The organism is uncultured Psychrosphaera sp. (assembly GCF_947500655.1).
GTDB lineage: Bacteria > Pseudomonadota > Gammaproteobacteria > Enterobacterales > Alteromonadaceae > Psychrosphaera.
In genome coordinates, this window is the sequence record NZ_CANMSK010000006.1 from 42787 (window position 1) to 55714 (window position 12928).

The following is a 12928-nucleotide window of genomic DNA, read 5'->3' on the forward strand; positions in this document are numbered from 1 at the left end:
TCGGTATTTGTCACATATCAAATAATAATTAATTCTTGAAATCTATAACGAATTAATTAGAAGTTGTTGTACTATTATCCTTTCTGTTGACACTATGACTAGGCAATTGTAAAAAAGTTCTTATTTATTTTGTTTTTTATAAAAAGATAAGTGAAATCAATTACTTTTATAAAAAATAAGTTCGAATATGGATGAATTACTTAGTAAAGTGATCAGATTCAAAATCTAATAGGTTTTTTAATGCAAGATAATACTCAACATACAACAGATTGTTTAATTATTGGTAGTGGCGCGGCGGGTCTCACCTTAGCTCTGAGCATTGCTGATAACGTAAACGTTATTATTTTAAGTAAGTCGGCATTAAAGGAAGGCTCTACCTTATACGCACAAGGTGGCATTGCTGCGGTATTTGATGAGAACGACAGCATTGAATCTCATGTACAAGACACCTTAATCTCTGGTGCAAATTTATGTGATGAAAATGCGGTTTATTACACTGCTAGTCATGCAAAAACCTCAATGAAATGGTTAATCGACCAAGGCGTACCATTTGACCAAATTCAAGATAGTGATGGTTCAAAACGTTATCACCTTACTCGCGAAGGTGGCCACAGTCACAGACGTATACTTCATGCAGCTGATGCGACAGGTAAAGCCGTACAAACTACCTTATTAGACAAAGTAAAATCTCATCCAAACATTAAACTATTTGAACGCTATAACGCACTCGATCTAGTCACAGGATCTAAGCTGAACTTAGATGATAATAAAATTCATGGCGCTTATATTTGGAATAGAAACCTTGAACGTGTTGAGAGTATTTCTGCCAAGTTTGTCGCACTAGCAACTGGTGGCGCGAGCAAAGTTTATCAATATACCTCTAACCCAGATATCGCAAGTGGTGATGGAATTGCTATGGCTTGGCGTGCGGGCTGTAAAGTGGCCAATATGGAATTTAATCAATTCCATCCTACAAGTTTATTCCATGAAAAAGCTCAAAACTTTTTAATTAGTGAAGCGATGCGTGGCGAAGGTGCTTATTTAAGACGTCCTGATGGCACTCGTTTTATGCAAGACTTTGACGCACGTGAAGAGTTAGCACCGAGAGACATTGTTGCACGGGCTATCGATTTTGAAATGAAGCGTTTAGGCGCTGATTGTATGTATTTAGATATCACCCACAAAGAGCCACAATTTGTTATTGAGCACTTTCCAACTATATATGCCCGTTGTTTAAAGGTCGGTTTAGATATCACTAAAGAGCAAATTCCAATTGTTCCTGCCGCCCATTATACCTGCGGTGGTGTTATTACAGACTTAACCGGAAAAACTGACAAAGATAACCTATTTGCTATTGGTGAAGTTGCGTACACTGGGTTACACGGCGCAAACAGAATGGCCAGTAACAGTTTATTAGAATGTATTGTATTTGCTCATGGTGCGGCACAATCTATCTTATCGACTTTAGCTTCTAGCCCACAACCGCCTACGATCCCACTTTGGGATGACAGTGAAGTAACAACTCTAGAAGAGGATGTGATCATAAGCCACACTTGGCACGAGCTTAGATTGATCATGTGGGATTACGTTGGCATCGTTCGTTCAGATCGTCGTTTACACAAAGCCTTAAAGCGTATTGATTTAATTAAAAGTGAAGTTAATGAATTTTACGAAACTTTCAAAGTCAGTAATAATTTATTGGAACTTAGAAATTTAGTATTGGTTGCTGAATTAATTGTCAGAAGTGCTTTAGAACGTAAAGAAAGTCGTGGACTGCACTACAATTTGGATTACCCAGACACCTTACCAAGTTCAACTCCAACTGTGTTAACTCCTACCCCCCTTAAAAGCTAAAAGCAAACAAGGTTACGTCGATTTAATTCTGTTAATTATTCGTCGTAACCGTCTTGCTGAATCATCGCTGACTTGATCAACAAAGATCACTTTCCAATAACATTTTTGGCTTATTGGATTGGTTATTCGTAAGTAAAAACAAAAAGGCCAAAAGTAACTTGTTGCTAATAATTGACCTGTCCTTGAGCTTTTCGCCCAATAAACCTGACCAAACTCTGATAGTTGAAAGACTTCACCTCCATCTTTACTTTGTGCTTTTTTTTCAGCTACTTTTGCCGGATAAAAAGTAAAAAAGCAAAGCAGTAAAAACGATATTACCAAGATGAACTTTATACTGGTTGGAATAAAATAAGGCCAAAAATAAACAACTAAACAATACCAACAAACTAACAATGTATGTTGGATATATTTTATTTTAGAGTACGGACGTACGCTTACTCTGTAGCTTGCTGTTAAGTCATCCATTACCTAATAGTAGTACAGAATTTTTAGCTATGTTCGTTGCAATAAGAACTCAATACTTATATGTACCTTATTCTTTTAATACCATATCAATACACATAACTGCGGCAAGAATAAGCTTACGAACAGAGTCATCTTCTGGTATTTCTGGGTTTATTTCTAACACGTAATTATCAGCACTGGTAAACATCTCAGCACCTAAACCGCCCCACTTCTTAGTAACGTGAGCTAACGTTGTTTCGCCATCTTTAAAATAAAAATCCCAACCAATCCAATTCCCTTCTAATGTGCATACAACTTCTTCATTTATATTTAACACATCAAACTTACCACCAATTGAAAATAGCTTCTGAGCAAAACTACCAAGCAATTCATTGTTATGATCTCTCACTTCAACTTTAGATAAGAATATAGATATGCCGCGTTGAATTCGGACTATACGGTCATCATTTGATGTTTTTATTTGTACATCAAACGGCGTCATACGCTTGTAGTCAGTAAATCTTAATATTTTGGTAAGCCAACCTAGGTTAGGCTCTCGACATTCCATTAAAATCTCGCCGGATTCAGGATCGTGAATATCATAGTTATTAGCGGCTTTAAATATCCCAACATGTTCTTTAACTAGGTATAAGTTTTTCTTGGTTACGTCTGTCATGTTTCATCCTAATTGAATCTATTGATAATTTTTTCTTACTTAACAAGTGAGGAAAGTATAACTAAACCTTTTGATAAACAACAATAAAGTTATTAGCTGGCATATTTTTAACCTGCATTAAACTCAACTCTCCGTTGCTCCAGTTTTCTACATCTGTAAGATCTTGCATTCCACCATAACCTTCACTAAAAAGCCATTGGTCAAAGTCTCGGTTGGACTCAGAAGTGTACTCTCTATCTTTTTTGAAAGGTCCATACAAAACTAATTTTTGTCCTTGCCTCATTGTTTCCACTAATTGCTTAATTAAATGCTGAGCTAATTCCTCACTAATAATATGCAAAACATTAGCTGAATAGATAAGGTCAAAATCAGATACGTCTATTGGGTCTTGCCCTATATGGAATGAAAAAGGTTTTAGGTAGTTTGTTAAACCTTGTTTTTGACTAACTTCATACCATTGTAAAGTAAGTGGTAATTTACTTATTATTTCGGTTGGCTGCCAAGTTAACTCTGATACATTCTGACAAAAATGAATACCATGTTGCCCAGGACCAGAGCCTATTTCAATGATATTACCTTTTAGCAGGTTTAATTTTTGTAAGGCATCCAATATAGGTTGTTTATTATTATCTGCCGCAGAGTTTCTAGCAAGGTGAGCAAAAGGGTCTGTCATATTAGCATCCATAATTTAGTGTTCTGTATCCTAAATTTATTTCAGTAAAAAGGCCAGTTGAAGAATTAACTGGCCTTAAATAATATTAGCTAAATAGCTGTTTAATTGGAGTTATATATTGGATTAGAGATTTGGACCTAGCCATAACTCCATTGTTCTTTCATCCCAGCCTTTTAAGTCTGCATATCTTTGTGCTTGGACTTTATCTATTTTACTTACTGCAAAGTATTTAGAATCAGGATGAGAGAAATACCAACCAGAAACTGAGGCGCCCGGCCACATGGCATAACTTTCTGTTAAGTTCATACCAATGCGATTTTCTACATCTAATAGCTGCCATAACTTGGCTTTTTCCGTGTGCTCTGGGCACGCAGGATAACCAGGTGCAGGGCGAATACCTTGGTATTTTTCACGAATTAAATCATCGTTAGGTAAGGTTTCATCTGCCGCATATCCCCAATATTCTTTACGCACTTGTTGATGCAAGTATTCAGCTAACGCTTCAGCGAGTCTATCTGCAATCGCTTTAACCATAATGTTATTGTAATCATCATGCTGTGCTAAAAATTGCTCTGCTAGCTCATCTGCACCAAAACCTGCGGTTACTGCAAACGCACCAATGTAATCATCAAGTCCAGTTTCTTTAGGAGCGACAAAGTCAGTTAAGCAATAGTTAGGAGATGAATTTCTAGTTTTTAATTGTTGACGCAATTGATGTAAAACTAACGTCGTGTCGTTATTATTGCCATACACTTCTATTGATTCATCTATGCTGTTGGCTGGGAATAAACCAAATACCGCTTTAGCCTTTAGCTCACCGGTTTTTTCAAAACGATCTAACATTTCGTTAGCATCATCAAATACTTTTTGTGCCTGCTCACCAACCACTTCATGTTTCAAAATTGCTGGGTATTTACCGCTTAACTGCCAAGTTAAAAAATACGGCGTCCAGTCAATATATTCTCTAAGTGTTTTCATCGAAATATCATGCCATTCATGAATACCTAATTTTTTAGGTTTAGGTGGCTGGTAATTATCCCAATCTACTTTAAATTTGTTTGCTCGTGCCTGTTCAAAACTAATATATTGAGTGTTATCCCGTTTACGATGATGTTGTACTACTACACGTTCGTAATCTTTCTCTAACTGCTGTAAAAATGGAGCTCGTAGTTCTTTACTTAACAAGTTTGAAACAACAGAAACCGAACGACTGGCATTAGGAACATACACTACAGGATGTTGGTAATGCTCATCAATTTTAACCGCGGTATGCGCTTTAGATGTAGTTGCTCCACCAATTAATAACGGTAAGTCTAAACCTTGACGAGTTAGTTCTTTTGCTACGTATACCATCTCATCTAATGACGGCGTAATTAAGCCAGATAAACCGATAATATCGACTTTTTCAGCTATCGCTGTGTCGATAATTTTCTGACACGGTACCATGACGCCTAAGTCGATAACTTCATAGTTATTACATTGTAAAACCACACCAACAATATTTTTACCTATGTCATGAACATCACCTTTAACGGTGGCCATTAAAATTTTTCCGTTGGTGCTGCCCTCTTCTTTTTCTTCTTCAATATATGGGTTCAAATAAGCAACGGCTTGTTTCATAACTCGCGCTGATTTAACAACTTGAGGAAGGAACATTTTACCTTCACCAAACAAGTCTCCCACCACGTTCATGCCATCCATAAGTGGCCCTTCGATAACCTGTAATGGTCGGTCAAAGTGTAATCGAGCTTGTTCAGTGTCTTCTTCAATAAACTGAGTAATACCTTTAATTAAAGCATATTCCAAACGCTTGGTGACTTCCCAACCTCGCCACTCTTGAGTTTCAGCTTCAACCGCAATACCATCACCGCGATATTTAGGCGCTAAATCTAATAATCTTTCAGTTGCATCATCGCGACGATTTAAAATTACATCCTCAACAGCATCACGTAATTCAAGAGGAATATCGTCGTAAACGCCTAACTGTCCGGCATTAACAATCGCCATGTCCATGCCTGCTTGTATCGCGTAATACAAAAAGACCGAATGCATAGCTTCACGCACCGGGTTATTACCACGAAATGAAAATGAAACGTTAGACAGGCCACCAGAAATTTTAGCGTGCGGTAAGTACTTTTTAATATCTTTAATGGCATCAATAAAGGCCACGGCATAGTTATTGTGTTCTTCTATTCCTGTTGCTACGGCAAAAATATTAGGGTCGAAGATAATGTCCTGAGGAGGAAAATCAACTTCTTCAACTAACAATTCATAAGCGCGCTTACAAATTCTGAATTTTTCTTCACGGGTTTCTGCTTGACCGTCTTGGTCAAACGCCATAACCACAACAGCTGCACCATAACGCTTTATTTTTTTAGCGTATTCTAAAAACGGCTCTTCGCCCTCTTTCATGGAAATAGAGTTTACAATTGCTTTACCTTGAACACATTTAAGTCCAGCTTCAATCACTTCCCATTTTGATGAGTCAAGCATAATGGGTACACGAGAAATATCTGGCTCAGAGGCAATTAAGTTACAAAACTTTTTCATCGCCGCGACAGAATCTAACATGGCTTCATCCATGTTAATGTCGATAACTTGCGCACCATTTTCAACTTGTTGGCGTGCTACATCTAAGGCTGTTTCGTAATCCCCTTCAAGGATCAATCGTTTAAACATGGCCGAACCCGTTACGTTGGTTCTCTCGCCCACATTTACAAATCTACTGACTAATTTTGTTGTCATAATTTTGTATCCACGCCTAATTCATTACTCGATAAATTAGGCTGTCATTTTATAAATTAAATGAAGTTATAAGTTAAACGCTTCTAGGCCGGAAAGACGCATTAATGAGCTTTTTTCTTTTGGTGTTCTTGGCGTATTGCCTTCAACCGCATTAACCATAGCGGTTATATGTTCTGGAGTTGTTCCGCAACAACCACCAACAATATTGATCAGCTGACTGCTTGACCATTCTGCAATATGTTCGGCCATTTCATCGGCTTCCAAGTCATATTCACCGAATTCATTTGGCAAACCGGCATTTGGATGAACCGATACAAAACACTCACAAATTGACGATAAAGTATCTACGTATTGTCTTAATTGATCTGGCCCTAATGCGCAATTCAAACCAACCGATATTGGATTAACATGACAGATTGAATTGTAAAATGCTTCCGTTGTTTGACCAGACAATGTTCTACCTGAGGCATCTGTAATTGTGCCCGAGATCATTATTGGTAAACGCTGACCAGCTTGTTCAAATGCTTCTTCTATCGCGAACAATGCCGCTTTTGCATTTAACGTATCAAAGATAGTTTCTACTAAAATAATGTCTGAGCCGCCATGCATCAAAGCTAATGTCGCACTAACATAATCTTCAACTAGTTCATCAAAAGTTATATTTCTAAATCCAGGATCATTTACATCTGGAGAAATAGATAAGGTTTTTGATGTTGGGCCTAATACACCAGCGACAAAACGAGGTTTGTCTGGTGTTGATATTTCATCACATGCTTCGCGCGCTAATTTTGCAGCTTCAAAGTTAATCTCTTCAGCAAGCGACTGCATTTCATAATCAGACATGGACGTTTTAGTGGCGTTAAAACTGTTTGTTTCTATTATGTCTGCACCAGCTTTAAGATACTGCAAATGAATATTTTTAATAATATCAGGCTGCGTAAGTACTAACAGATCGTTATTGCCTTTAATGGATGTAGGCCAATCAGCAAAACGTGTACCGCGGTAATCTTCTTCTTCCAAACCACATTGCTGGATCATAGTACCCATGGCACCATCAAGGATCAGCGTTTTATCTTTAAGAAGCTTTGTTAATAATTCGGTTTGGTTTGGGCGTATCGTGCCTTTACTGATCATGTTTTATTTCCTGCGCTTAATTCTTTAGGCAAAATTGTCTGTACGTACATTTTCACTCACTTGGCTCAAATTATATGGTGTTTTCTGATAAACATTATAATTTAACCAATTGCTAAATAATAAATAACCATGTGCTTGCCATGACTTTAACGGTTCTTTTTTAGGATCGTTATTTGGATAATAATTTACTGGAATATCAGGTGCTAAGCCGCTTTCTAAATCCCTTACATATTCATCATGTAATGTGGCTCTGTCATACTCCGGGTGACCGGTAATAAAGACTCGAGTTCCGGACTGATTCTGCATTAAATATGCACCAACTTCATCAGAGCCTGAAATAGTAATTAAATCAGATTCTTTATTTAATAACTCTAGTGGAACTTCGCCATAACGAGAATGAGGGGCAAAAAACACATCATCAAAACCGCGCATAATAGGCGCTTTCGATTCCCATTTTTGATGTTGGTATATTCCACTTAGTTTTGTATCACGAATTTGATGTCTAATACCATAGTGATAATAAATAGCCGCATGTGCAGCCCAGCATAAATATAGCGTTGAAGTGACATGTTGGTCAGCCCAATCCAGCACTTCTTTTAACTGTGGCCAATAAGTTATGTCTTCATAATCTTTTAAACCTAAAGGTGCACCAGTAATGATGAGGCCATCATAATTTTTATCTTTTATATCATTAAAGTAACGATAAAAAGTATTTAGGTGAGCTTCTGAAGTGGTTTTAACCTGATGATCCAAGCGCACTAATTCAATATCTACCTGCAACGGAGAATTAGATAATAAGCGAACCAGCTGTACTTCAGTGGTTATTTTATCTGGCATTAAATTCAGCACAGCCACCTGCATAGGGCGAATGTCCTGAGTGTCTGCTCGATGTGCAGGCATAACATAAATATTTTCCTGCTTTAAAGCATCAATTGCAGGTAATTTATCCGGAACACGAATAGGCATGAGGAAAACTCTATGGATTAAAATAACTTAATCTAGAGACTACTTAATTTATTGCCAAAGTCAACATCTAGATGTTTAGACGTCTAAAATAAATTACACTCTAGATAACATAAATAAATTTTTTTTTTGAAAACTACTGCCTAAATTCAATCCAAAGTTTAGGTGCTAGTGTACAAACTTAAACTGTATGTTCTCACTGTCTATTAAAGTTATTTATATTTCACAAAATGTAATTTTAAAGTAGCTGTTAACAAAAATCACGACTATATTAGTTGCTACTAACTAACTCTAATGCTTGTTATTTTTATAGTTAAATTCAAATAATCAATGCACTATAATTCAGGATTTTTAATGTATTTTTATGCTGCCCGACAACCTATCTTAGATGCAGAGAAAAAACTTTTTGCTTACGAGTTACTCTTTAGAGATAGTGTAGACAACGTATTCCCTGACATTGATGAAGATGAAGCAACGACGCGGATGATAGAAGGCTCTCAATTCAACTTAGGTTTAGCCCACTTAACTAATAATAAACCTGCATTTATCAACTTTACTCTCGACACTATTCTTAAAAAATATCCTTCAATGCTACCGCCTGAAACTTTAGTAGTAGAGATATTGGAAACCGTTACGCCAAGTAAAAAACTGCTAGAGGCAGTTAAAGAATTAAAACAGCAAGGTTATGTATTAGCATTAGATGATTACGAACATAAACCAGTATGGCGACACTTCTTTCCATTTATTAATATTATTAAGATTGATCTCAGAGCTATGTCTTTTGCAGAAATTGAGCAAGTAATAGTAGAACTTGCGGATTTTACACATATAGATTTTTTAGCAGAAAAAGTTGAGACATTGGATGAATTTGAGCGATGTAAAGAGATGGGGTTTAAATACTTTCAAGGTTACTTCTTTTCTAAACCTGAAATAATGAAAACGAAGACCTTATCTCCAAGTCAATTAAAACTTTCTGAGTTATTAGCGGAAACCTCATCAGAACAAGTTGATGTAGCCAAAATAACTACAATGTTTGAGAGTGATATAAACCTTTCATACAAACTACTAAGGTACTGTAACTCAGCTGCGTTTAAACTAAGAGCCGACATCTCAACCATAAAACAAGGGATAGTCACGTTAGGAAATTATGAACTTAAAAAGTTTTTATCTTTATTATTTATAGCCTCAATAAGTGACAATAAACCGCAAGAGTTATTACGACTGGCTATGGTGCGTGCGCATTTTTGTGAAAATTTAGCAAAATTAGATAATGGTTGCGACTCAAGCATGGCGTTTTTAACCGGGATGCTTTCATTAATTGATGCCATATTAGATCAAGATATCAAAACGATAATGGAGCAATTGCCTTTATCTGCAGAAATAAAAGAGGCATTAATTAATAAAAAAGGTAAATTAGCGACATTTTTAAAATTAGCTATCGCATATGAGCGTGGCGAGTGGGAACAAGAATCGGTATTAAAATCTTCACTGCAATTATCTGAAAATCAAGTACCAACTATCTACGCGAAGGCAATTAATTGGGCTCATGATCAAATATCGTTTATTGGTGATAATGATTAATATTTAAATATTAAAAAAGGAGCAAACGCTCCTTTTCATTACAAATTTAGTGATACAAAATACATTCACTCAGCGGTTAGAAAAGGCGTAAGTTTTTTAACTAACTTAGTACCAATTCCTTTTATATTAACTAGCTCGTCTAACGATGTTAACTTTCCGTTTTCACTAATATAACTAACAATCGCTTGCGCTTTTTTGGGACCAAGTCCTTTAATTTTTGTTAGTTGGCTAACATCAGCTTCATTAACATTTAACTTAGCCTGAACTTCCATGCTTTCATCAATTTCCACGAATGGCTTATTGAGTTCCGCCGAAAAGCTAGGCACTGAACAAGTTATTAATAAAGTAAAAATAATTAATGTAAATGTCGTTTTATTCATGTTTCTTTCCTTTTATTATGAATTACCCAATAAAGGTATAAGACAACATCTGTATTTTGGCAAACTTAATTATTACTTATTTAATATTTCTTCTAACACCTGTTTAATTGAGTCACCTATTTGGGCAAAGAATACACGTCTATGGCTGGTTTTACGCCATACTAAACTTAACGTCCGACTTGCTGTCGTCTCAGGCATCGATTCACTGGACAATGAACTATTGGTTAGAATTCCAGACTTAATAGCTAATTGAGGTAGGTAAGTTTCGCCCAAGTGTCCTTCCACCATAGCTAGCAATGTATTTAAACTACTAGCTTGAAAAGGATGGATATTGGCGTCATCCGTTAACCTGCAACCTTTAATCGTATGATCTGAAAGACAGTGTTCTTTTTCTAATAAATAAATGTTGTCACTTAATTTATTAGGGTGAAACACTCTAACAAACGGGTCTTTACATAAACTAAGTTCAACAAACTCATTGGTTTCATAAGGCGTAGCCATTAGCACTAGATCTAAGCGACCTTCACGTAATAATGCCAAGCAATTCTCTGTAGTGTCTTCCCGCAAAAATAATTCTAAATTAGGGTGTTCCTTAGCACACTTTTTGATCAGAGGTGACATTACAAAAGGTGCAATGGTAGGAATAATACCTATTTGTAGCTCACCTGAGAACTCGTTACCTTGAGCACTTGAAGTCGCCACTAAATCTGCACTTTGCTCAAGGATTATGCGAGCTTTATTTACAACATCAACACCTAAGGGGGTAAATACAAATGTCTTATGATCTCTTTCAATTAGCTGGGAATCTAACTGTTCTTCTAACGCCTGAATTGCACTACTTAATGTAGATTGAGAAACAAAGCACTTTTTAGCCGCATGACCAAAGTGACCAGTATCAAATAAGGCAACCAAATATTTTAATTGTTGTAACTTAGGTAACTTCATTACGCTCCCTGACATATCCAATAGAATTGTATTAATTATGGTTAACTTGTGTTTTTTTTAACCATTTCAGTGTAGTATTTAACAAATTGTCGACTTATCGCTTTTAATCATCAACCTAGCGCATAAGTTAACATAATTACTATTTATTAATTAAACTCTCATTTACTTTAATTACTAGGACAAGGACGATGATGACTTCTAAATATACAAAGCTTATTGCTTTATCTGCTGTTTTGTTTTCAGTTACCCTATTTACGGTCCCTGTAGTTAAAGAATATGTATGTCAAACGACCAGTACTTTCACTGGTGGCGATTGCTCGCCAGACCAACTAAATACACCAAGTTGGTGGGATTGGATCATAAGCAGTGAGTCATCAAAGTTTCATTTTTTTCAATTATTAGAATTAATCCATAACTACGATGCATCAGCTTCCATCTCTGACAATCAAGAATTACGTCAACACAGCTAATGTCAAAAAAAACACCATTTAAAACGGCCTTTAAAAGTGCATTTTCTGCATTATTTGGGGTTCAAAACTCTAATAATCACAAAGAAGACTTTGAATCTGAAACACCATTTCCATATATTTTGGCCGGTGTTATTTTGGTTATTGGCTTCGTATTAATGTTACTTGTTATCGTTAGTGCAGTTTTACCTTAACGATATAACATTCACTTTCCACAATTTATTCTATTACTTATTCTCTGATGCTTTATTCTTATATAAGGCAAAAATTTCGGAAACCTTGTCTCTTTTCTTCCCATTTTGACTAATACTACGAGCAACTTTTACAAAACTTTGCTCAGCTTCATCGTATAACTTTCTAGTTAACACTGTATCGTGATTACTCACCAATACAGGGATATTGCGTTTAAATGCGGTTCTTTCGGCTAACTTTGCCAATTTAGCCTGCGCATTCGCATCAAAACCACCAGTTGCATAAGAGGTAAAATTGGCGGTTTCCGTTAAAGGCGCATATGGAGGATCACAATAAATAACGTTATCTTTACGCGCTCTGGCAAATACCTTGGAATAATCTTCACATACAAATTTAGCTTTTTTTGATTTTTCTGAAAACTTAAAAATTTCTTCTTCTGGAAAATATGGTTTGATATAAGAACCAAAAGGTACGTTAAATCCGCCAGATAAGTTATAACGACATAAGCCATTAAACCCGTGACGGTTCAAATACAAAAATAATAGTGAGCGATAGTATGGATCGGTTGATTGATTAAATTCACTACGCAAGCCATAGAATGCATCTTTGCAGTTATTAGATGGTACAAATAAGGTTTTAGCGTCCTTAACAAAGGTTTTAGGACGTGATTTAACTATTTTATATAAATCTATTAGATCTGGATTTACATCATTTAATAAATATTTATCAAAGTCTGTATTTAAAAACACCGAACCTGCGCCAACAAAAGGCTCAACCAGTTTATTTCCTTCGGGTAACCTTTCCTGTATTTGTTCAATAAGCCCATACTTACCGCCAGCCCATTTTAAAAAGGCTCTGGTTTTCTTTTTCATTT

At 36.1% G+C, this 12928-nt stretch carries 13 protein-coding genes; 4 read left to right on the forward strand and 9 right to left on the reverse strand.

Annotated features, from left to right (window positions below; genetic code table 11):
- Window positions 1-240: 240 nt before the first annotated feature.
- Window positions 241-1854, forward strand: coding sequence for an L-aspartate oxidase (gene nadB / locus Q0940_RS07160; RefSeq protein WP_299266244.1), 1614 nt, complete (start codon window positions 241-243; stop codon window positions 1852-1854).
- Window positions 1855-1866: 12 nt separating this feature from the next.
- On the opposite strand, the gene Q0940_RS07165 is transcribed toward nadB, so the two are convergent.
- The 6 genes from Q0940_RS07165 to metA all read right to left on the reverse strand — a co-directional run bounded on the left by Q0940_RS07165 (window position 1867) and on the right by metA (window position 8492).
- Entirely contained in the window at window positions 1867-2319 is a 453-nt protein-coding gene (locus Q0940_RS07165) for a protein YgfX (protein WP_299266247.1), read from the reverse strand.
- 67 nt (window positions 2320-2386) lie between these two features.
- Window positions 2387-2974 (reverse strand): phospholipid scramblase-related protein, encoded by a 588-nt coding sequence (locus tag Q0940_RS07170; protein WP_299266249.1) that lies wholly within the window; start codon window positions 2972-2974, stop codon window positions 2387-2389.
- A gap of 61 nt (window positions 2975-3035) precedes the next feature.
- Entirely contained in the window at window positions 3036-3647 is a 612-nt protein-coding gene (locus Q0940_RS07175) for a DUF938 domain-containing protein (RefSeq protein WP_299266252.1), read from the reverse strand.
- A 123-nt stretch (window positions 3648-3770) separates the two neighbouring features.
- Window positions 3771-6392 (reverse strand): methionine synthase, encoded by a 2622-nt coding sequence (gene metH, locus Q0940_RS07180; RefSeq protein ID WP_299266255.1) that lies wholly within the window; start codon window positions 6390-6392, stop codon window positions 3771-3773.
- Window positions 6393-6458: 66 nt separating this feature from the next.
- Window positions 6459-7526: a homocysteine S-methyltransferase family protein gene (locus tag Q0940_RS07185; RefSeq protein WP_299266257.1), complete on the reverse strand. Its 1068-nt coding sequence runs from the start codon at window positions 7524-7526 to the stop codon at window positions 6459-6461.
- Between the two features lie 24 nt (window positions 7527-7550).
- A complete protein-coding gene (metA, locus tag Q0940_RS07190; RefSeq protein ID WP_299266259.1) occupies window positions 7551-8492 on the reverse strand; it encodes a homoserine O-succinyltransferase in 942 nt (313 codons plus the stop codon).
- 351 nt (window positions 8493-8843) lie between these two features.
- Between metA and Q0940_RS07195 the strand changes: the two genes are divergently transcribed.
- Entirely contained in the window at window positions 8844-10070 is a 1227-nt protein-coding gene (locus tag Q0940_RS07195; protein ID WP_299266261.1) for an HDOD domain-containing protein, read from the forward strand.
- A 65-nt stretch (window positions 10071-10135) separates the two neighbouring features.
- Here the strand turns inward: Q0940_RS07195 and Q0940_RS07200 are convergent, their stop codons facing one another.
- Together Q0940_RS07200 and Q0940_RS07205 are read right to left on the reverse strand one after the other, a co-directional pair.
- A complete protein-coding gene (locus Q0940_RS07200) occupies window positions 10136-10450 on the reverse strand; it encodes a helix-hairpin-helix domain-containing protein (protein WP_299266263.1) in 315 nt (104 codons plus the stop codon).
- Between the two features lie 72 nt (window positions 10451-10522).
- On the reverse strand, window positions 10523-11395 hold the full coding sequence (locus Q0940_RS07205) for a hydrogen peroxide-inducible genes activator (protein ID WP_299266268.1): 873 nt from the start codon (window positions 11393-11395) through the stop codon (window positions 10523-10525).
- 188 nt (window positions 11396-11583) lie between these two features.
- Between Q0940_RS07205 and Q0940_RS07210 the strand changes: the two genes are divergently transcribed.
- Window positions 11584-11865 (forward strand): hypothetical protein, encoded by a 282-nt coding sequence (locus Q0940_RS07210; RefSeq protein WP_299266270.1) that lies wholly within the window; start codon window positions 11584-11586, stop codon window positions 11863-11865.
- Complete coding sequence (locus Q0940_RS07215; protein ID WP_299266272.1) at window positions 11865-12056, forward strand: DUF2970 domain-containing protein; 192 nt, start codon at window positions 11865-11867, stop codon at window positions 12054-12056. The genes Q0940_RS07210 and Q0940_RS07215 overlap by 1 nt, the downstream gene beginning before the upstream one ends.
- Before the next feature lie 33 nt (window positions 12057-12089).
- Here the strand turns inward: Q0940_RS07215 and Q0940_RS07220 are convergent, their stop codons facing one another.
- Window positions 12090-12926, reverse strand: a complete 837-nt coding sequence (locus Q0940_RS07220; protein ID WP_299266275.1) for a Dam family site-specific DNA-(adenine-N6)-methyltransferase — start codon at window positions 12924-12926, stop codon at window positions 12090-12092.
- Window positions 12927-12928 lie beyond the last annotated feature (2 nt).